At 67.2% G+C, this 19,316-nt stretch carries 17 protein-coding genes and 1 tRNA gene; 11 read left to right on the top strand and 7 right to left on the bottom strand.

Going from position 1 to position 19,316, the window contains the following annotated elements; all coding sequences use genetic code 11:
* Window positions 1-2 precede the first annotated feature (2 nt).
* A complete protein-coding gene (locus tag RT688_RS03065) occupies window positions 3-1,313 on the bottom strand; it encodes an O-acetylhomoserine aminocarboxypropyltransferase (RefSeq protein ID WP_313703371.1) in 1,311 nt (436 codons plus the stop codon).
* 205 nt (window positions 1,314-1,518) lie between these two features.
* Between RT688_RS03065 and RT688_RS03060 the strand changes: the two genes are divergently transcribed.
* The gene (locus RT688_RS03060; RefSeq protein ID WP_313703370.1) at window positions 1,519-1,971 is read left to right on the top strand and encodes a CBS domain-containing protein; all 453 of its coding nucleotides are present in this window, start codon (window positions 1,519-1,521) and stop codon (window positions 1,969-1,971) included.
* A 221-nt stretch (window positions 1,972-2,192) separates the two neighbouring features.
* On the opposite strand, the gene RT688_RS03055 is transcribed toward RT688_RS03060, so the two are convergent.
* Window positions 2,193-4,430: an EAL domain-containing protein gene (locus tag RT688_RS03055; protein WP_313703369.1), complete on the bottom strand. Its 2,238-nt coding sequence runs from the start codon at window positions 4,428-4,430 to the stop codon at window positions 2,193-2,195.
* A 299-nt stretch (window positions 4,431-4,729) separates the two neighbouring features.
* Between RT688_RS03055 and aroC the strand changes: the two genes are divergently transcribed.
* Window positions 4,730-5,821 (top strand): chorismate synthase, encoded by a 1,092-nt coding sequence (gene aroC / locus RT688_RS03050; RefSeq protein ID WP_313703368.1) that lies wholly within the window; start codon window positions 4,730-4,732, stop codon window positions 5,819-5,821.
* Window positions 5,822-5,993: 172 nt separating this feature from the next.
* Here aroC and RT688_RS03045 read toward each other — a convergent pair whose 3' ends face one another.
* Together RT688_RS03045 and RT688_RS03040 are read right to left on the bottom strand one after the other, a co-directional pair.
* On the bottom strand, window positions 5,994-7,484 hold the full coding sequence (locus RT688_RS03045; RefSeq protein WP_313703367.1) for an HDOD domain-containing protein: 1,491 nt from the start codon (window positions 7,482-7,484) through the stop codon (window positions 5,994-5,996).
* Window positions 7,485-7,489: 5 nt separating this feature from the next.
* The gene (locus RT688_RS03040) at window positions 7,490-9,226 is read right to left on the bottom strand and encodes a putative bifunctional diguanylate cyclase/phosphodiesterase (RefSeq protein WP_409521873.1); all 1,737 of its coding nucleotides are present in this window, start codon (window positions 9,224-9,226) and stop codon (window positions 7,490-7,492) included.
* Between the two features lie 347 nt (window positions 9,227-9,573).
* Here RT688_RS03040 and RT688_RS03035 point away from each other — a divergent pair, with 347 nt between their 5' ends.
* The 4 genes from RT688_RS03035 (at window position 9,574) to RT688_RS03020 (ending at window position 12,895) form a co-directional block, all read left to right on the top strand.
* The gene (locus tag RT688_RS03035; protein WP_313703529.1) at window positions 9,574-11,262 is read left to right on the top strand and encodes an isovaleryl-CoA dehydrogenase; all 1,689 of its coding nucleotides are present in this window, start codon (window positions 9,574-9,576) and stop codon (window positions 11,260-11,262) included.
* Window positions 11,263-11,366: 104 nt separating this feature from the next.
* Window positions 11,367-12,017, top strand: a complete 651-nt coding sequence (gene upp / locus RT688_RS03030) for a uracil phosphoribosyltransferase (RefSeq protein WP_313703366.1) — start codon at window positions 11,367-11,369, stop codon at window positions 12,015-12,017.
* A 3-nt stretch (window positions 12,018-12,020) separates the two neighbouring features.
* Window positions 12,021-12,401, top strand: coding sequence for an Hpt domain-containing protein (locus RT688_RS03025; protein ID WP_313703365.1), 381 nt, complete (start codon window positions 12,021-12,023; stop codon window positions 12,399-12,401).
* Between the two features lie 290 nt (window positions 12,402-12,691).
* Complete coding sequence (locus RT688_RS03020) at window positions 12,692-12,895, top strand: cold-shock protein (RefSeq protein WP_036166698.1); 204 nt, start codon at window positions 12,692-12,694, stop codon at window positions 12,893-12,895.
* A 239-nt stretch (window positions 12,896-13,134) separates the two neighbouring features.
* Here the strand turns inward: RT688_RS03020 and RT688_RS03015 are convergent, their stop codons facing one another.
* Complete coding sequence (locus RT688_RS03015; protein ID WP_313703364.1) at window positions 13,135-14,037, bottom strand: LysR family transcriptional regulator; 903 nt, start codon at window positions 14,035-14,037, stop codon at window positions 13,135-13,137.
* 175 nt (window positions 14,038-14,212) lie between these two features.
* Between RT688_RS03015 and aceB the strand changes: the two genes are divergently transcribed.
* A complete protein-coding gene (gene aceB, locus RT688_RS03010) occupies window positions 14,213-15,802 on the top strand; it encodes a malate synthase A (RefSeq protein ID WP_313703363.1) in 1,590 nt (529 codons plus the stop codon).
* Between the two features lie 293 nt (window positions 15,803-16,095).
* On the opposite strand, the gene gloB is transcribed toward aceB, so the two are convergent.
* Complete coding sequence (gene gloB, locus RT688_RS03005) at window positions 16,096-16,920, bottom strand: hydroxyacylglutathione hydrolase (RefSeq protein WP_313703362.1); 825 nt, start codon at window positions 16,918-16,920, stop codon at window positions 16,096-16,098.
* Between the two features lie 20 nt (window positions 16,921-16,940).
* Between gloB and RT688_RS03000 the strand changes: the two genes are divergently transcribed.
* The 4 genes from RT688_RS03000 (at window position 16,941) to RT688_RS02985 (ending at window position 19,051) form a co-directional block, all read left to right on the top strand.
* Entirely contained in the window at window positions 16,941-17,714 is a 774-nt protein-coding gene (locus tag RT688_RS03000; RefSeq protein ID WP_313703361.1) for a class I SAM-dependent methyltransferase, read from the top strand.
* Window positions 17,715-17,736: 22 nt separating this feature from the next.
* Window positions 17,737-18,174, top strand: a complete 438-nt coding sequence (gene rnhA / locus RT688_RS02995) for a ribonuclease HI (protein WP_313703360.1) — start codon at window positions 17,737-17,739, stop codon at window positions 18,172-18,174.
* Window positions 18,175-18,229: 55 nt separating this feature from the next.
* Window positions 18,230-18,937 (top strand): DNA polymerase III subunit epsilon, encoded by a 708-nt coding sequence (gene dnaQ, locus RT688_RS02990; protein ID WP_313703359.1) that lies wholly within the window; start codon window positions 18,230-18,232, stop codon window positions 18,935-18,937.
* 39 nt (window positions 18,938-18,976) lie between these two features.
* Window positions 18,977-19,051, top strand: a tRNA-Val gene (locus RT688_RS02985).
* A gap of 31 nt (window positions 19,052-19,082) precedes the next feature.
* Here the strand turns inward: RT688_RS02985 and RT688_RS02980 are convergent.
* A complete protein-coding gene (locus RT688_RS02980) occupies window positions 19,083-19,229 on the bottom strand; it encodes a hypothetical protein (RefSeq protein WP_313703358.1) in 147 nt (48 codons plus the stop codon).
* Window positions 19,230-19,316: the final 87 nt, after the last annotated feature.

Below are 19,316 nucleotides of genomic sequence, written 5' to 3'. Positions count from 1 at the left end.
GTTCAGGCTCCCTTCTGCGCCAGCTTCAGGCCGCGCGCCAGGTCTTCGATCAGGTCGTCCGGGTCTTCCAGGCCGACCGACAGGCGCATCGTGCCTTCGCCAATGCCGGCCGCCGCCAGCTGCTCGGGCGGCACGCGGAAGTGGGTGGTCGAGGCCGGATGGATCACCAGCGACTTGGCGTCGCCGACGTTGGCCAGGTGCGAGAAGACTTTCAGGCTATCGACGAAACGGCGGCCGGCGGCGCGGTCGCCCTTGAGCGTGAAGGTGAACACCGCGCCGCAGCCTTTCGGCAGCAGGGTTTTCGCAAGCAGGTGGTCCGGGTGGCTGTCCAGCTCGGGGTAGGACACCGACTCGACCGCCGGATGCGCCAGCAGGAAGTCGATCACGCGGCGGGTGTTGGCCACGTGGCGCTCCATGCGCAGGCCGAGGGTCTCGATTCCCTGCAGGATGGCGAAGGCGTTGTGCGGGCTCATGACCGCGCCGAAGTCGCGCAGCCCTTCGCGCCGGGCGCGCAGGGCAAAGGCGCCGACGGTCGACTCCTCGGCGAACACCATGCCGTGGAAGCCCTCGTAGGGTTCGCACAGTTCGGCGAAGCGGCCGCTGCGCTCGTGGGCGCGCTGCCAGTCGAAGCTGCCGCCGTCGACCAGCAGGCCGCCGATCGCGGTGCCGTGCCCGCACAGGAACTTGGTGGCCGAGTGGAAGACCAGGTCGGCGCCATGGTCGAAGGGGCGCAGCAGGTAGGGCGTCGTGAACGTGGCGTCGACCATCAGCGGCAGGTCGTGCTCGTGCGCCAGCGCGCCAATGCGCGGGATGTCGAGCACGTCCAGGCCGGGGTTGCCCAGGGTTTCGCCGAACAGCACCTTGGTATTCGGGCGGATCGCAGCGCGCCAGGCGTCGATGTCGCGCGGGTCGACGAAGGTGGTCTCGATGCCGAAGCGCTTCAGGGTATAGGCCAGCAGGTTGTGCGAGCCGCCATACAGGGCGCGGGAGGCGACGATGTGCGAGCCGGCGCCGGCGATGGTCGACAGGCCCAGGTGCATCGCGGCCTGGCCGCTGGCGGTGGCGATGCCGGCCACGCCGCCCTCGAGCGCGGCGATGCGCTCCTCGAGCACGGCGTTGGTCGGGTTCGAGATGCGCGAATAGACATGGCCGCTGCGCTCCATGTTGAACAGCGAGGCGGCGTGATCGGAATCGCGGAAGGCGAACGAGGAGGTGAAGTGGATCGGCGTGGCGCGCGCGCCGGTGGCCGGATCGGGCGCCGCGCCGGCGTGCAGCGACAGCGTATCGAAGCCGGGATATCGTGGACCGCTCATGGTTGTCTCGGGTTGTCTCGTGAATGAAAATAATTATGCGCGGCATCGTAGCACTGATTGATGCTTATTTACGATGTCGCAACGAGTTCCGGGGCACTCTCCCTCGTGAAACTGGATTTTCTGCTAGGCTTAGGCTACATTCGTTTTCAGCTTGATAAAAAAAGTATTTACAGTGAATAAACTATCTGACGCCGGGGTGGAAAATATGAAAGTCTCGGAAATTCTGCAGGTCAAGGGCAACATCCTGTACACGGTGACGCCGGAGACGCCGCTGGCGGAGGCGGTCAACACGATGTCCGAAAAGGACATCGGCTCGCTGGTGGTGATGGAGTACGGCGACCTGGTCGGCATGCTGACCTTCCGCGAAGTCATCAAGGTGCTGCACGCGAACGGCGGTTCGGTCGGCAACGGCACCGTGCGCCGCTACATGGACGACAGCCCGATCACCGTCACGCCGGACACCGAGGTCAACGAAGTGCGCCGCATGATGCTCGAGAAGCACGCGCGCTACCTGCCGGTGATGAACGCCAAGACCCTGCTGGGCGTGATCTCGTTCTACGACGTGGCGCGCGCGGTGCTGGAGGCGCAGAGCTTCGAGAACCGCATGCTCAAGGCGTATATCCGCGACTGGCCGGCCGAGCAGGCGGCCGAGGATTAACAGAACGCCGCTAGCCTCGCCGTAGGGTGGGCACCCCGTGCCCACGCGGACGTTGGCGCTGCGCTTGCGTATGCGGCTTCGCTAACGTTCGCTCTTCGTGGCGGATCCGTTGATGACGCCGCTAGCGGTTCCGACAGCCGGGTACTGAATGTCAGGCCTCTGCGTCCGCTTCCGCGTGGGCACAGGGTGCCCACCCTACGGTGACGATTCGCAGCCCCGGTTCACGCCTTCCGCTCGCCCAGCCATGCGCGCAGGTCGTCCGGCGACAGCGGCCGCGCGAACAGGTAGCCCTGCGCCAGCGGGCAGCCGAGCGCGTGCAGGATCTGCGCCTGGCGCTCGTCCTCGACCCCTTCCGCGATCACCGACAGCCCCAGGTTGCGCCCGAGCTGGATCACCATCTCGGCGATGTTGCTGCCGCGCGCCGAGCCGGTGATCTCGGAAACGAAGGCACGGTCGATCTTCAGGCGGTCCACCTGCAGGCGCTGCAGGTGCGATAGCGACGAGAAGCCGGTGCCGAAGTCGTCGATCGCGATCGACACCCCGGTCTGCTTGACCGCGGCCAGGATCTCGGCCAGGTGGCGCGGGTCTTCCATCGCCATCGACTCGGTGATTTCCAGTTCCACGTAGGCGGGCGGGGCGCCGGTGTCGTCCAGGACGCGGCGCAGCACCTCGACGAACTGCGGGTGGCGGAACTGCGCCTGCGAGACGTTGATCGACATCGTGAACGCGCGGAAGCCCTCGGCGCGCAGGCGCATCAGTTCGGCGCAGGCTTCGCGCAGCACCCAGGCGCCGATCTCGACGATCAGGCCCGAATACTCGGCGATCGGGATGAAGCGGTCGGGCGGCACCAGCTGGCCGTCGGCGCCGCGCCAGCGCAGCAGCGCCTCGGCGCCGCAGGGACGGTTGCTGGCCAGGTCGATCTGCGGCTGGTAGACCAGGAACAGCTCGCCGCGCCGGAAGCCCGTGCGCAGCGCATGCATCAGGCGCACGCGCTCGCGGATCTCGACGCCCATCGAACGCGAAAAATAGAAATGGCCGCCGCGCCTGCGGGTCTTGGCGCGCTTCAGGGCGATGTCGGCGTCCTTCAGGGCGTCCGTGCCGCTGCCGTCGTGTTCGTCCAGGCGCACCAGGCCCAGGGTGCTCGATACCTGCACGTCCTGGCCGTCGATTGAGAAGGGTGTCTTGAACAGGGCGTGCAGGGCCGCCGGCGCGCAGGAGGCGTCGTCGCCGAGCACCGCGAAGATGTCGCCGCCGATACGCGCCAGCGCCAGGTGCCCCAGCTGGTGCTCGAGGCGCTGCGCCACGGCGACCAGCAGCAGGTCGCCGAACTGGTGGCCGAGCGCGTCGTTGCTCTCGGCGAAGTGGTCGAGGTCGACCAGGGCCAGGGTCGTTCCCGCCCGGCGCGGCGCGGCCAGGAGGTGGTCGAGCTGCTCGACCAGGCAGGTGCGGTTCGGCAGGCCGGTCAGCGGATCGAAGAAGGCGGCGCGGTTCAGGCGTCCGACCAGTTCCAGGTTGTCGACCCCGACCGCGACCACGCTGGCGAGGACCTCGAGCAGGCGGCGCCGGCCCTCGGTCAGCGGCTCGCGCAGCCCGACCCCGACGACGAAGTCGCGCCCGGACTTGCCGGCGAAGTAGAGCGCCAGGCGTTCGGCCGTGTACTGGCTGGCGCGTTCGCGCAGGGCGCGCGCGACCAGTTCCCGGACCGCCGGGTCCGGGTGGTGGTGCAGGGGCCGGCCTTCGAGGTCGACGCAGGCGCCGGCCGCGCCCAGCACGTGCGGGGCCTCGTTCTCGTTCACGCACAGCACGCCGTCGGGCTCCTGCAGCAGCACGCCGGCGGCGTGGGCCAGCACGGCGCGGGCGATGGCGCGCGGCTCCTGCAGGGCCATCAGCTCGGCGCCGATGCAGGCGATGCGCTTCAGGGCGGCCTGGCCGCGCTGGAGCGCGTGCAGCTGCTGGTAGCCGCGCAGCGCCGCGGCCACGGTCGTGTACAGCTTGGTGCGGGTCAGTTCGGACTTGGTCCGGTAGTCGTTGATGTCGAGGTCGCGGATCGCGTCCATCTCGGGCGCGTAGCCCGGCTGGCCGGTGCGCAGGATGATGCGCAGCTCGAGCAGGCCGAGCGTCTCGCGGATGTGGCGCACGAGGTGCAGGCCGGCGTCGGGCTGCTCCATGACCACGTCGAGCAGGACCACCGCGATGCCGGGCACGCGCGCCAGCACCTCCCGGGCCTCGGCGGCGGAATAGGCGTGCAGGAATTCGAGCGGACGGCCGAGCAACTCGAGGTTGCCGAGGGCGAAGGTGGTGGTGGTGTGAACGTCGGCGTCGTCGTCGACGATCAGGATACGCCAGGTGTCGCGCCGGGCGTGCGGTTTCGGCGCGCCCGTTTCAAGGGGCGCCTCGTCAAGGAATACCAGATCGTCGTGCGCCTCGGCGCCGTCTGCCGGCGTAATCGATGCGGGCATTGTTATTGCGTCTCCAGGATGAGGGCGCCTGACAAAACCTCCACGGCCGCGTCGCACCGCCACGCCTACAGGCGCGCGTCGCGTGACCGCAGCTCTTGTCCTGGAAATTCAGTCAGGTTCGCTTGGGCTCTGCATTTCATACCGGCCAAGTATAGCGGTAAAAACTTGCGCACGAGTTCAAATATTTCCGTGCAACCAAAATAAATGCATTGAGGCAACGTCGGCCCGCGCGAAGGCCCCGGCTTTCAGTCGGACCTGGGACTGGTAGAATGGTCTTTTCGCTACTTTACCTGTCTACCATGTCTGGCAATACTTTCGGCAAGCTGTTCTCCGTTACCACCTTCGGCGAGTCGCACGGTCCCGCGATCGGCTGCGTCATCGACGGCTGCCCGCCGGGCATGGCGCTGTCGGAGGCCGACATCCAGCCCGAGCTCGACCGCCGCAAGCCCGGCACCTCGCGCCACGTGACCCAGCGCCAGGAGGCCGACCGGGTCGAGATCCTGTCCGGCGTCTACCAGGGCGTCACCACCGGCACGCCGATCGCGCTGCTGATCCGCAACGAGGACCAGCGCAGCAAGGACTACGGGAACATCGTCGAGACCTTCCGCCCCGGCCACGCCGACTATACCTACTGGCACAAGTACGGCGTGCGCGATCCGCGCGGCGGCGGGCGCTCGTCGGCGCGCCTGACGGCGCCGGTGGTCGGCGCCGGCGCGGTGGCGAAGAAATGGCTGCGCGAGCGCCACGGCGTCGCGTTCATGGGCTGCATGCGCCAGCTGGGCGAGATCGAGATCCCGTTCGGCGGCTGGGAGCACGTGGCGCACAATCCCTTCTTCGCGGCGACCGATGACGCGGCCCTGCTGGCGCGCATGGAAGCCTACATGGACGAGCTGCGCCGCGCCGGTGACTCGATCGGCGCGCGCATCGACGTGGTGGCGCGCGGGGTGCCGGTCGGCTGGGGCCAGCCGATCTACGACAAGCTCGACGCCGACATCGCCTATGCGATGATGGGCATTAACGCGGTGAAGGGGGTCGAGATCGGCGCCGGCTTCGCGTCCGTCGCGCAGAAGGGCTCCGAGCACGGCGACGAGCTCACGCCCGAGGGCTTCGTGGGCAACCACGCCGGCGGCGTGCTGGGCGGCATCTCGAGCGGGCAGGACATCACGGTTTCGCTGGCGATCAAGCCGACCTCGTCGATCCGGGTGCCGCGCCGCTCGATCGACAAGGCCGGCGCCCCGAGCACCGTCGAGACCTTCGGGCGCCACGACCCCTGCGTGGGCATCCGCGCCACCCCGATCGCGGAAGCGATGCTGGCGCTGGTGCTGATCGACCACGCCCTGATGCAGCGCGCCCAGTGCGGCGACGTGCGCGTCGATACCCCGAGGATTTGATGTAGGGTGGGCGGCTCTACCGAGGTCTGAGAAACCACGCGGCTGGTCCGCCGCCCACGCGTTCAAGCGGCGGACGAATTGCCGTGGACGTGCATGCGTGCGTTGAACGCGTGGGCGGCCTACGATTTTGCGCTATGCCCGCTCCAGGGCCGAGCCGCCCACCCTACGATCCTCAGCGCGAGGCCAGCTCGGGATGGGCGCGCCGCTCGACGGTGCGCACCACCAGCGCGCGCAGGTCGTTGAGCAGCGAGAATTCGGCCTGGCTCAGGTGGACGGTGGGGAAGGTGTCGTCCCAGTCGCCGTAGACGAAGCCGACCGGCTGGCCGTGCAGGCACAGCGGGATCACGACGAAGCAGCGCGCCTCCGACAGCGTGCCGCGCCACCAGCCCGGCAGCTTGGCCGCGAACTTGGGGTCGCGCGCGTTCTCGATGAAGATCACGCGGTCGCTGGCGAGCGCCGCGTGGAACACGTTGGCCTCGTAGCCGTCGTCGAAGGCCAGGTTCGGCAGCAGCGCCTTGGCGCCGTCGCCCAGGCCCATCTTGGCCTGGTACTTGCCTTCGCGCCGGTTGCGCAGGAAGGCGAAGGCGCGCGTGCAGGACAGTCCCTTGAACATGGTCTCCAGCGCCATCGCCGTCATCTGGCCGGGGCTCGCGCCCTGGCCGGCGTCGCGCATGTCGGCCACGCCGCTCATCAGGATGCGGTTGCCGGCTTCGCGCTTGCGCTCGACCGCGTCGACCTTGGCGCGCTTCTCCGGCGGATTGGCCAGCGGCGCGATCGTGAGGTCGGCCGCGGCCTCGAGCTTGGCCTTGTCGACCGCGCCCAGGATGCGTTCGGGCTCGACGCCCAGCATCGGCGCGAAGGCGTCGGCCAGTTCGCGCACCGCCTGCTCGCCGTCGGCGTCGTCGTTCCAGAGCGAACTGGCGCAGCGCGTCGACATCGTGCCCAGCGCCGCCAGCCAGTCCTCGTGGCCGAAGCCCTCGCCGCGTTCGCCGGGCTCGACGCTGCGCATGCCGGCCACCAGGTTGCGCGGCAGGCCCCAGTGCTCCGCGGTGGAGCGGCCGATCTGTTCGAGGGACAGTCCGAGCAGCGCGGGCGCGGCTTCGCCCTCGCTGCCGGCGCCGGCCTTTTCCTGCAGCTCGGTCCAGCGCTCGGGCATGTAGAAGGTGACCATCATGCGGCCGAGCGAATGCAGGATCGAGCAGACCACGGCTTCCTCGGGGTCGCGCGTGGCGGCGCTGGCGGCGACCTGCTGCGCGACCATCCCGGCCAGCACCGCCTTTTCCATCTCGACGTGGGCGATCGCCGAGTTCGGCGTGCTCTTCGACAGTTCCTCGATCAGCTTCAGGCCCAGGGCCAGGTGGCCGATGGCCTCGGTGCCGAGCACCAGCACCGCCTTCGAGACGGTGTTGACGCGCTGCCCGAAGGCCGAGTACATGCCGCTGTTGGCCAGGCGCAGCACCTTCTGGGTCAGGACCGGGTCGGACAGCACCGTCTGCGTCATCGAGAATTCGCGCTCGTCCTCGCCGCGCATCGAGGCCAGGATGGCGTTGATGGCGCGCGTGAAGCCGGGCATGTCGCCCTGGCGGCGGATGCGTTCCCACAACAGGTCCAGGGTGGCCCGGCCCTGGGCCGTATGCTGGTGGTCTTCGGGTGGCGTCGTCATGTGCGTCATCGTGTGCCTGCGCGCGGTTCGGACGGCAGCAGCGCCGTGTAATGGTTGTCCTGCAGGGCGGCGATCGCGACGTGGGCCGGCATTGGTTTACCGGTCAGGTAGCCCTGCACGTAGCGGCAGTCGCGCTGGTCGAGCCAGGCCAGCTGGTCCTCGGTCTCGACGCCCTCGGCCACGACCGAGAGGTCGAGGTGGCGCGCCATGTCGAGCACGGCGCTGCAGATCGCCGCTTCCTTCTGGGCGTGCGGCAGGTCCTTGACGAAGGCGCGGTCGACCTTCAGCACCGAGATCGGGAAGCGCTTCAGGTAGGCCAGCGAGGAATAACCGGTGCCGAAGTCGTCGATCGCGATGCGCGCGCGGCGCTCGGCCATGCGGGTCAGGATGGTCTCGGCGTGCACCGGGTCGACCATCAGCGTGCCTTCGGTGATCTCGAGCACCAGCTTTTCGCCGGGCGTGCCGGAAAACGCCAGCGCCTCGTCGAGCACGTCGAGGAACTTGTCGTTCCTGAACTGGCGCGGGCTGATGTTGACCGAGATGTAGAGGTCGCGCCCGGCCGCCTCCTCGAAATGGCGGATCTGGGCGCAGGCCGCCTTCAGCGCCCAGGCGCCCAGCATGGTGATCAGGCCGTTGGTTTCGGCGATCGGGATGAAGCGCGCCGGCGGCACCATGCCCAGCGTCGGATGCTTCCAGCGCATCAGGGTCTCGAAACCCTCGATCACGCGGGTGCGGGCGCCGACGATCGGCTGGTAGTAGAGCAGGAATTCGCCCTCGCGCACCGCGTTGAACATGGCCGCCTCGAGCGAGATGTCGTGCTGCGGCGGCCCCTGTTCGCGGGCGCTGTAGACGATCGCGCGGCCTTTGCCGGTTTCCTTGGCGCGCGAGAGCGCGGCGTCGGCCAGGGCCAGCAGGCCGAGGTCGTCCTCGGCGTGCTGCGGGTAGATGGCCACGCCGACCGAGGCGCCCAGATAGATGGTATGGCCGTCGACCTCGAACGTCGACTGCAGGGTCGCCAGCAGGCGGCCGGTGACGAGCTTGATCTGGGCCTCGGAGCAGGTGCCGGGCAGGACCGCGACGAATTCGTCGCCGCCGACGCGCGCCAGGGTATCGCTGTCGCGCAGGGTCTTGCGCAGTCGCACGCCGGCCTGGCGCAGCACCGCGTCGCCGACCGGGTGGCCGAGGCCGTCGTTGACCTTGCGGAAGCCGTCCAGGCCGACGATCGCCACCGAAAAGCCCTGGCCGGAACGGCGCGCGTTCGCGACCACCATGCGGATGCGGTCGGCCAGCAGCAGGCGGTTCGGAAGCTCGGTCAGCGCGTCGTGGGTCGCCATGTGGCGCAGCCGTTCCTCGGTGGCATGCTGGGCGCTCATGTCGCGCCCGACCACCAGCAGCGTGTCGTCGTCCTCGCAGCCGGCGATGCGCAGCTCGAACCAGACTTCGCGCTGGCCGCATTTGAGCCGCGTGCGCACCAGCACCGGCTCGGCGGCGGCGTGCGCGTCGACGAAGGCGGTGCGCAGGGTGGCCTGGTCGAATTCGGAGGCGATGCTGTTGAGCGGAAGGCCTTCGAGCGGGCCCAGTCCGATCAGTCGCTCGGTGCGCCGGCTGCAGGCGCGGATCTGGCCGGAAGGGGCGACGCGGAACACGGCGTCGCCGGCCGCCTCCATCAGGCTGTCGATGCCAGCGCGCGCCGGGGGCTGGCGCGGCTGGTCGATCGGCACGGCGGAGGAACTGGAGCGCATTGTTGAATTCTGAATGTTTGCTGGCACCTGCAAGAGGTGTAAGCGTGCGAGTTTACCAAACCACAGGGGACTTTATCACTGAAAGATTCCAAGCGGCATTAAATAGTCTGAAAGCAGGCTGGCTGTTTGCGCGGGTTTTGCGTTGCCGCAGGGCCGACTTGTCGGGAGCAGCGGTTTGCGCTAGCCTGTTGCCGGATCGTTAATCATGCTCCGGCTTGCGGACATTGTCACCGATCAATGAGATTCCGGGGAAGCGCGGCGCTCGAAGATGATGCTTCCTTGCAACATTCAGCCGAGGACGACCCCCCGGGGCAGGAGCCAGCATGGATCAGCGCTTGAATCAGTCGATAAGCCAGTTCGACACGCACGAGGTCTTCAACCAGGCGCCGCCCTTCGGCGACGTCAACCTGTTCGGCTGCGATGCCGCCCTGCGCGAAGGACTGGCGCGCGAAGGGGGCGGCTGGGCCGCCGCCGAACTCGATGCGCTGGGCGAACGCCTGGGGCGCGCCGAGATCCTCGACCTGGCGCGGGTGGCGAACGCCCACGGGCCGCGCCTGGCGAGCTTCGACCGCGGCGGGCGGCGCATCGACGAGGTCGAGTTCCACCCCGCCTGGCACCAGTTGATGGCGCTGATGATCGGCGCCGGCGTCCACGCCAGCCCCTGGGTCGACGCGCGGCCCGGGGCGCAGGTCGCGCGCGCCGCCGCCTACCTGCTGTTCGGCCAGGTCGAGAACGGCGCGCAATGCCCGGTGACCATGACCTATGCCTCGGTGCCGGCGCTGCGCCGCAACGAACGGATCGCCGCGAAGTGGCTGCCGAAGATCCTGTCGCGCGAGTACGACCCGCGCTCGCTGCCGGTCGAGCACAAGCGCGGCGCCCTGGTCGGCATGGGCATGACCGAGAAGCAGGGCGGCACCGACGTGCGCGCCAACACCACGCGCGCGGCCGAGATCGCGCCGGACGATGCACGGGCGCGCTTTGGCGACGAAGGCGAGGGCGCCTGGGAGATCGTCGGCCACAAGTGGTTCTTCTCGGCGCCACAGTGCGACGCTCACCTGGTGCTGGCCCAGGTTGAAGAGACCGACAGCGCCGCGCCGGGACGGTCCGGCTTGTCTTGTTTCTTCGTGCCGCGCTACCTGCCCGACGGCAGCCGCAACCCGGTCCGCGTCCAGCGCCTGAAGGACAAGCTGGGCAACCGCTCGAACGCCTCGTCCGAGGTCGAGTTCCACGGTGCCGTCGGCTGGCTGGTCGGCGCGGTCGGTCGCGGCATCCCGACCATCCTCGAGATGGGCGGCTACACCCGCCTCGACTGCGTGGTCGGCACCGCCGGCATCATGCGCGCGGCCCTGTGCCATGCGCTGCACCACGCGCGCGGACGGTCCGTGTTCGGGCGGCCGCTGGCGCAGCAGCCTTTGATGCAGAACGTGCTGGCCGACCTCGCCATCGAATCGGAAGCGGCGACCGCCTTCGCCCTGCGCCTGGCGCGCTGCTTCGACCGCCAGGACGACCCGCTGGAAAACGCGCTCGGGCGCCTGCTGACCCCGGCCGGCAAGTACTGGCTGTGCAAGCGCGGGCCGGCCTTCGGCGCCGAGGCGATGGAGGTCATGGGCGGCAACGGCTACGTCGAGGACGGCCCGCTGGCGCGCCTCTACCGCGAGTTCCCGGTGAATTCGATCTGGGAAGGTTCGGGCAACGTGATGTGCCTGGACGTGCTGCGCGCCCTCGCCAAGTCGCCGCAGGAGGCGCGCGCCGCGCTCGAGGCCGAGCTGATGCCGGCGGCCCGGCTGGACCCGCGCTTCGCCGCGTTCGCCGCGCGCCTGGGCGAGGAGCTGCCGCGCGCCGACGAGCGCAGCGCGCGGCGCCTGGCCGAGCACCTGGTGATCGCGGTGCAGGGCGCGCTGCTGCTGCGCCATGCGCCGCCCTGCGTGGCCGAGGCCTTTGTCGCTTCGCGCATCGAGCAGGACGTGGGCGGCGCCTTCGGGCGGCTGCCGGCGGGACTGGACTTCGATGCCATCCTGGCCCGCGCGCTGGCCTGAATAGAAATTTCGGCACGAGGCGGGACAAACTCGCCCGTGGCTGGGATAATGGCGGGCTACGAGCTTCAGGCTAGCCTCCACTAAAGAACACCACCATGTCGATAATGAAACAAGATCCGCGCTTTCCCAGTCTCTACATCCTGAATCACCCGCTGATCCAGCACAAGCTTTCGCACATGCGCGAGCACGACACGTCGACCCGCACCTTCCGCGAGCTGCTCAAGGAGATCACGCTGCTGATGGGTTACGAGATCACGCGCGACCTGCCGCTGACCACGCGTCCGGTGCAGACCCCGCTGGTGACGATCGACGCCCCCGTCATCGCCGGCAAGAAGCTGGCGATCGTGCCGATCCTGCGCGCCGGCATCGGCATGAGCGATGGCCTGCTGGAGCTGGTGCCCTCGGCCCGCGTCGGCCACATCGGCGTGTTCCGCGACCCCGAGACGCACGAGCCGGTCGAATACCTGGTGCGCCTGCCCGACGTCACCGACCGCACCTTCATCCTGTGCGACCCGATGGTCGCGACCGGTAATTCGGCGGTGCATGCGATCGACGTGCTGAAGAAGCGCGGCGTGGCCGACGAGCAGATCCTGTTCCTGGCGCTGGTGGCCGCGCCCGAGGGCGTCAAGGTGGTCCAGGACGCGCACCCGAACGTCAAGGTCTACGTGGCCTCGCTCGACTCGCACCTGGACGATCACGCCTACATCGTGCCGGGCCTGGGCGATGCGGGCGACCGCATCTTCGGTACGAAATAAGCCGTGGCGGGGCCGGTCGACGCCGCGTTCGTCGAGCGCCTGACGCAAGCCAACGAGCGCTTCCGCGCCGGCCTGCCGGCCACGCTCGAGCAACTGGCGGCGGTGCGCGACGAGATCGAGCCGGGCGCGCCCGCGCCCGCGCTGGTGGCCGAGCTGCAGTCCTTGCTGCACACCCTGGCCGGCGCCGCCGTCACCTTCGGTTTTCGCGAACTGGGGCAGGGCGCGCGCCAGCTCGAGCAGCGCCTGCGGGTGCTGACCGCCTTCGAGACCGTCGGCGAGGACGACTGGAGCGCCTGGCTGGACTCCCTGGCGCGCTTCGTCGAAGCCGGGCTGGCCGCGCCAGCCCCGGGTTACCACAGCTCGGCCTTTTCGATATTGCCTTAGTCCGAAAGTCTAGCGTCGAGTCGTTTGATCCAACGCAAACTTGCCAAGCTTCGATGACCTATATTCTCCTTACTGCCGAAACGAACACACCGGGGTAAAAGTTGGTTCCCGGCATTGTTACGCGATTTTGTTTTTTATTTTGCGAAAAATGCGTCGCAGGTGTTTTATTCGGTATAATACGGGATCGTTGGGTTCGAGGTAGTAGTGCAGTCTGTCTGTCATTTCTTTCTTGCTTCTTCAAACGATCATAAACGGGCGCAAGCCCAACTTAACTGAAATAGGAAATTGTAATGGCAACTGGCATCGTTAAATGGTTCAATGACTCGAAGGGCTTCGGCTTCATCACCCCTGACGAAGGCGGCGAAGATCTGTTCGCTCACTTCTCGGCTATCCAGAGCCAAGGCTTCAAGTCCCTGCAAGAGAACCAGCGCGTCTCCTTCGACGTGACCTCGGGTCCGAAGGGCAAACAAGCATCGAACATCCAGCCGCTGTAATTCCAGCCGCTGTATCACGATGAAAAAATCCTCGGCATGCCGGGGATTTTTTTCGTCCACAGGTTTCGTTCTTCGGCCGACTTGTCCTTGCCGCCGCTCGTTTCCACCTCGGAGCGCCTGACATACGTTCCAGGGCAGGGGGGGCGGCCACCCGGCGTAGCGCCGCGGCGGACCGCCAAGACAGTATGCCTGCACGGCGAGACGATGCAGCGCCGTCGTGGAGGTTTTGCTGGGCGCTCTCAGCCGCGCCAGTAACCCGGCTGGGCATAGGCCCACCGCAGGAAATCGACGAAAGCGCGAATCCGCAGCGGCAGGTGGCGGCGCTGGGCGAACACCGCGTAGACATCGTTGCCTGGGGCGGCGAAATCGTCCAGCACGCTCACCAGTTCCCCGGTCCCGATCTGGGCGCCGACCTCCCACATCGAGCGCCAGGCCAGTCCCTTGCCGGCCAGCGCCCATTCGTGCAGCACCGTGCCGTCGTTGCAGACCATGTTGCCGGCCACCTTCAGCGTCACCGCCTTGCCGCCCTCGCGGAAGGTCCAGCCGCGCTGGCTGCCTTCGCTGCTGATCGCCAGGCAGTTGTGACGCGCGAGGTCGGCCAGGGTCTGGGGCGTGCCGTGCCGTTTCAGGTAGGACGGGGCGGCCACCACCACCCGGTGGTTGTCGGCCAGCTTGACCCCGACCAGGCTCGAGTCGCCCAGGCTGGCGATGCGGATCGCCACGTCGACCCCTTCGCCGATCACGTCGACCAGGCGGTCGTTGAGGTTCAGGTTGACGGTCAGGTCGCGGTGCTCGGCCAGGAAGGAAGGCAGCAGGGGTGCGACGTGCTGGCGCCCGAAGCCGGCCGGCGCCGACACCAGCAGGTGCCCCCTGGCGTGGGCGCTGCGCGCGGAGACGGCGCTTTCCGCCTCCTCGAGCTCGGCCAGGATGCGCTGGCAATCCTCGAGAAAGGCGGCGCCCTCGTCGGTCAGCGCCAGCCGGCGCGTGGTGCGCTGCAGTAGCTTGACGCCGAGGCGGGCTTCCAGCGCGTCGAGCCGGCGCCCGATCATTGCCGGTGCGATGCCTTCCGCACGCGCAGCCGCCGACAGGCTGCCGCGCGCCACGACCTCGACGAAGGTTGAAATTTCCTTGAACTTGGCCATGTCGTTGTTTCGCTACCCTTCGCATTTGTGACAAAAACGCACAGATGATATGAAAAAATGTATCGTTTAAGTACTTCAATGTGAATATACTTGATGATATGACAAACGCCAAGCCGGGCCTGGCCGAGCTGCGCCCGGCGAAGCCGTACCGCATTCTTTCATCGAGGAGCAAGCAATGACGATCGCCACCCCATCCGGCATGGAAATCCGCGCCGACATCAAGCCCGGCTACGAACAGATCCTCACGCCCGAGGCCCTGGAGCTGGTTGCCAAGCTGTCGCGCCAGTTCGAGCCGCGCCGCCAGGAACTGCTGGCCGCCCGCGTCGAACGCGCCAGGCGGCTGGACGCCGGCGAGCGCCCGGACTTCCTGCCCGAGACGGCCCACATCCGCGACGGCGACTGGAAGATCGCTCCGATCCCGGCCGCGCTGGAATGCCGCCGCGTCGAGATCACCGGTCCGGTCGAGCGCAAGATGGTCATCAACGCCCTGAACTCGGGCGCCGACAGCTACATGACCGACTTCGAGGACTCGAATTCGCCGAACTGGGACAACCAGGTCACCGGCCAGATCAACATGCGCGACGCCGTGCGCGGCACGATTTCGCTGGAGCAGAACGGCAAGTCGTACAAGCTGAACGAGAAAGTGGCGACCCTGGTCGTGCGTCCGCGCGGCTGGCACCTGGACGAGAAGCACGTGCTGGTCGACGGCAAGCGCGTCTCGGGCGGCATCTTCGACTTCGCGCTGTTCATGTTCCATAACGCCAAGGAACAGCTGGCGCGCGGCGCCGGCCCCTATTTCTATCTGCCGAAGATGGAATCGCACCTGGAGGCGCGCCTGTGGAACGACATCTTCGTCGCCACCCAGGAAGCGCTCGGCCTGCCGCGCGGCACCATCAAGGCCACCGTGCTGATCGAGACCATCCTGGCCGCCTTCGAGATGGACGAGATCCTGTACGAGCTGCGCGAGCACAGCGCCGGCCTGAACGCGGGCCGCTGGGACTACATCTTCTCGTGCATCAAGAAGTTCAAGCTGGACAAGGAATTCTGCCTGGCCGACCGCCCGAAGGTGACGATGACCTCGCCCTTCATGCGCGCCTATGCGCTGTTGCTGCTGAAGACCTGCCACAAGCGTGGCGCGCCGGCGATCGGCGGCATGTCGGCCCTGATCCCGATCAAGAACGACCCGGCGAAGAACGAGACCGCGATGGCCGGCGTGCGCAACGACAAGGCGCGCGACGCGACCGACGGCTACGACGGCGGCTGGGTGGCCCACCCGGGCCTGGTCGAGCTGGCCATGACGGAATTCAAGAAGGTGCTTGGCGACAAGCCGAACCAGATCGAGAAGCAGCGTCCGGACGTCGAAGTGACCGCCGCCCAGCTGCTTGACTTCAAGCCGGAGACCCCGATCACGGAAGAGGGCCTGCGCTACAACATCAACGTCGGCATCCACTACCTGGGCGCCTGGCTGGCCGGCAACGGCTGCGTGCCGATCCACAACCTGATGGAAGACGCCGCCACCGCCGAGATCAGCCGTTCCCAGGTCTGGCAGTGGATCCGCTCGCCGAAGGGCGTGCTGGAAGACGGCCGCAAGGTCACCGCCGAGATGGTGCGCGCGATGATCCCGGAAGAACTGGCAAAGGTGAAGGGCGTAGCGGCGGACGGCAACAACCCGAGCTATGCCCGCGCCGCCGTGATCTTCGAAGAAATGTCGACCTCGGAACAGTTCGCCGAATTCCTGACGCTGCCGCTGTACGAGGAAATCTGAGGAATGCAGGGGCGATCCCGGCTCGGTCCGGCATCGCCCTGTAGGGTGGACGGCTCCGCCCGGCTGCGTGCCGCCCGGCGGCCCGCGCGCCGTCCACGCGTTCAACTCCCGCATGCGCCGTCGCAAGGCTCAAAGGATCGTCGAACGCGGCGACGCTGTTTTATGGCGCGTCCACGCGACCGTGATTTGAACGCGTGGGCGGCGTCACGGCCGCAGTTCCTCCGCGCAGCCGGGTGTAGCCGTCCACCCTACGTCTCTACAGCTGATCGCACGGATGAAGTGCGACCGCCAGTTCAGAACACGTTCTTCCACTCGCGCAATGCGGCAAACGCCTGCACCGGCGCCGCCCCCTCGGCCAGCCTGCCGGCCTTGACCAGTTCGCGCACGATCGCCGCTTCCCGGTAGCGCAGGAAAGGGTTGGTCGCGCGCTCCAGCCCGATGCTGCTCGGCACCGTCGGCAGGTCCAGCGCGCGCTTGGCGCTCTCGTCGCGCATGCGCAGGGCCAGCGCGGCGTTGTCGGGTTCGACCGCCTGCGCAAAGCGCAGGTTCGACAGCGTATATTCGTGCGCGCAATACACTTGCGTGTCGTCCGGCAGGCTTGCGAGCTTGTCCAGCGACGCCGCCATCTGCTGCGGGGTGCCCTCGAACAGGCGTCCGCAACCGCCGGCGAACAGCGTGTCGCCGCAGAACAGCCAGTGGCGGCCGGGCGTGCGCCGCACGTAGGCGATGTGGCCGAGCGTGTGGCCGGGCACGTCCAGTACTTCCAGTTCCAGGCCAAGCGCCGGCAGCGTGACACGGTCGCCCTCGGCCAGCGGAACGGTGACGGCGGCGATGCCGTCGCTCCGCGGGCCGTAGACCGGCACCGGGAAACGCGCCAGGAGATCGGGCACGCCGCCCGTGTGGTCAGCATGGTGATGGGTGAGTAGAATGGCGGTAAGCGTCAATCCATGCGAGGCGAGTGCGTCCAGGATCGGGCCGCTGTCGCCCGGATCGACCACGGCCGCATGGGTGCCGTCGTGGATCAGCCAGAGATAATTATCCTTGAACGCGGGCACGGTCAGGACACTCAAATCATTGCGTGGGGCGCCGCTTTCGGCGCCTTGTGGCGAATTGATCATGGTTTCAATAGAGGGTAGGCATGGATAGCGCTGCTTCCGAAAAATCCATTATAGCGCTCGACGAATGGCTGCTTTCGCCGGCGGGCGCCTACGTGCGCGCCTTCGAGCAGGCCTGCCTCGACGAGCTGACGGCCGACATCTTCGGCTTCAACGCGGTGCAGATCGGCGTGCCGCAGATCGACGCGCTGGCGGCCAACCGCATGCCCAACAAGTGGCAGGCGGCCACGCGCACGTCGACCGCGGACGAACTCGCCTTCGCCGATAGCGGCAAGCAGATCGCCGTCGCGGTCGACTTCGCCGAGCTGCCCTTCGCCTCGCAGAGCCTGGACCTGGTGGTGCTGCCGCACGTGCTCGAGTTCGCGGCCGAGCCGCACCAGGTGCTGCGCGAGGTCGAGCGGGTCCTGATTCCCGAGGGCCAGGTGATCATCTGCGGCTTCAACCCGGCCAGCCTGTGGGGCATGCGCCAGGGCTTCGGGCGCTTCACCAGCGGCGGCTACCTGCCGGCGGCCGGCGAGTTCATTTCTTTGCCCCGGCTCAAAGACTGGTTAAAATTGCTCAATCTTGGGGTCAGCAACAGCCATTTCGGCTGCTACGCGCCGCCTTTCCGCACCGCCCAGTGGCTGCAGCGCTTCGCCATGATGGAAGGCGCCGGCCAGCGCTGGTGGCCTTATCTCGGCGCCGTTTACATCGTCCATGCGATCAAGCGCGTCAAGGGCATGCACCTGATCGGGCCGGCGTGGAACAAGAAATCGAACCGGGCCCGGCAAGCGGTCCCGGCAACCAACAGAGAATGAAGAAAGAAGAAAGACCGGGCGCATGACGAAAGTGGAAATTTTTACCGATGGCGCCTGCAAGGGCAATCCCGGCGCCGGCGGTTGGGGCGCCGTGCTGATGGCCGATGGCCATGAAAAGGAAATCTACGGCGGCGAGCCGAACACCACCAACAACCGCATGGAACTGAAGGCGGTGATCGAGGCCCTCAGCGCCTTGAACCGGCCATGCGAGGTCGTGTTGCATACCGACAGCCAGTACGTGCAGAAAGGCATCTCGGAATGGATCCACGGCTGGAAGGCGCGCGGCTGGAAGACCGCGGCGAAGGAGCCGGTCAAGAACGACGACCTGTGGAAGGCGCTCGACCTGGCCCAGCAGCAGCACACCGTGGAATGGCGCTGGGTGCGCGGCCACAATGGGCACCCGGGCAACGAGCGTGCGGATATGCTGGCCAATAAAGGTGTGGCGCTCGGACGTCGTTGAGACGAGGCCGCTTGCGCTATACTGCGGCCTTGCCTCAACTCATCTGTAATCCCCCATGCGCCAGATCGTTCTCGATACCGAAACCACAGGTCTTAATCCCCGCACTGGCGACCGCGTCATCGAAATCGGTTGCGTCGAGCTGGTCAACCGCACCCTGACCGGCAACAACTTCCACCGCTACATCAACCCCGAGCGCGACTCCGACGAGGCCGCGCTCGCGGTGCACGGCCTGACCACCGAATTCCTCAGCGACAAGCCGAAGTTCCACGAGATCGCCGAGGAACTGCGCGCCTATGTGCAGGGCGCCGACGTCATCATCCACAACGCGCCATTCGACCTGGGCTTCCTGAACCACGAATTCCAGCGCCTTGGCCTGCCGCCGTTCGTCGAGCACTGCGGGTCCATCATCGACACCCTGGTGTTCGCGAAGGAAATGCACCCGGGTAAGCGCAACTCGCTGGACGCGCTCTGCGACCGCTACGGCGTCTCGAATGCCCACCGCAAGCTGCACGGCGCGCTGCTGGACTCGGAGCTGCTGGCCGACGTCTACCTGGCCATGACGCGCGGCCAGAACTCGCTGTCGATGGACGTCGAACCCGAAGAGACGGGCGGCGGCCTGCTGCTCGACGCCGTGCCGCTGGGCGAGATCATCGTGGCGCAAGCCTCGCCGGACGAACTGGCCGCTCACGAGGAAGTGCTGGCCGGCCTCGACAAGGGCGTCAAAGGTGAATGTGTTTGGAGAAAATATTCGCCGATAGTTTGACGGTGGAGAAAGTTTTTGGCATAATACTCCTCGTTGTCAGGGAGGTTAGCTCAGGGGTAGAGCACTGCATTCACACTGCAGGGGTCGCAAGTTCGAAACTTGCACTTCCCACCAGAATTCATATGAAAGGGCTTGTAACCTTGCGTTACAGGCCCTTTTGCTTTGTGCGGGAAAAGTACGGGAGATCTTCCGGGACGCCGCCGGACACACCGCGCGCCAGCCAAGTCAGCTCAGCACGGGCGGCGACCTGAACGTCAAGGCTGGCGGCGATATTGTCGAGATGAAATTGCATAGGGAAGCTCCTGGTGCAAGGTGTTCCGTCAGCAAAAAGATGGCGCTGTCACCGTTACCTGTTGGTTTAATTGAACTGCCGAGCTGC

The sequence above is a fragment of the Massilia sp. genome, from assembly GCF_032106685.1.
Classification (GTDB): domain Bacteria; phylum Pseudomonadota; class Gammaproteobacteria; order Burkholderiales; family Burkholderiaceae_D; genus Telluria.
The sequence above is the reverse complement of the archived record's forward strand: the minus strand, read 5'-3'. Positions and strand labels throughout refer to the sequence as shown.

Excerpts from the sequence above, each read along its gene's own strand:
- RT688_RS02980 (WP_313703358.1), bottom strand. The coding sequence starts at position 19,229 with ATGCAATTTCATCTCGACAATATCGCCGCCAGCCTTGACGTTCAGGTC.
- RT688_RS03015 (WP_313703364.1), bottom strand. The coding sequence starts at position 14,037 with ATGGCCAAGTTCAAGGAAATTTCAACCTTCGTCGAGGTCGTGGCGCGC.
- RT688_RS03060 (WP_313703370.1), top strand. The coding sequence starts at position 1,519 with ATGAAAGTCTCGGAAATTCTGCAGGTCAAGGGCAACATCCTGTACACG.
- aroC (WP_313703368.1), top strand. The coding sequence starts at position 4,730 with ATGTCTGGCAATACTTTCGGCAAGCTGTTCTCCGTTACCACCTTCGGC.
- RT688_RS03000 (WP_313703361.1), top strand. The coding sequence starts at position 16,941 with ATGGATAGCGCTGCTTCCGAAAAATCCATTATAGCGCTCGACGAATGG.
- gloB (WP_313703362.1), bottom strand. The coding sequence starts at position 16,920 with ATGATCAATTCGCCACAAGGCGCCGAAAGCGGCGCCCCACGCAATGAT.
- RT688_RS03065 (WP_313703371.1), bottom strand. The coding sequence starts at position 1,313 with ATGAGCGGTCCACGATATCCCGGCTTCGATACGCTGTCGCTGCACGCC.
- upp (WP_313703366.1), top strand. The coding sequence starts at position 11,367 with ATGAAACAAGATCCGCGCTTTCCCAGTCTCTACATCCTGAATCACCCG.
- RT688_RS03055 (WP_313703369.1), bottom strand. The coding sequence starts at position 4,430 with ATGCCCGCATCGATTACGCCGGCAGACGGCGCCGAGGCGCACGACGAT.
- rnhA (WP_313703360.1), top strand. The coding sequence starts at position 17,737 with ATGACGAAAGTGGAAATTTTTACCGATGGCGCCTGCAAGGGCAATCCC.
- aceB (WP_313703363.1), top strand. The coding sequence starts at position 14,213 with ATGACGATCGCCACCCCATCCGGCATGGAAATCCGCGCCGACATCAAG.
- RT688_RS03020 (WP_036166698.1), top strand. The coding sequence starts at position 12,692 with ATGGCAACTGGCATCGTTAAATGGTTCAATGACTCGAAGGGCTTCGGC.
- RT688_RS03045 (WP_313703367.1), bottom strand. The coding sequence starts at position 7,484 with ATGACGACGCCACCCGAAGACCACCAGCATACGGCCCAGGGCCGGGCC.
- dnaQ (WP_313703359.1), top strand. The coding sequence starts at position 18,230 with ATGCGCCAGATCGTTCTCGATACCGAAACCACAGGTCTTAATCCCCGC.
- RT688_RS03040 (WP_409521873.1), bottom strand. The coding sequence starts at position 9,226 with ATGCGCTCCAGTTCCTCCGCCGTGCCGATCGACCAGCCGCGCCAGCCC.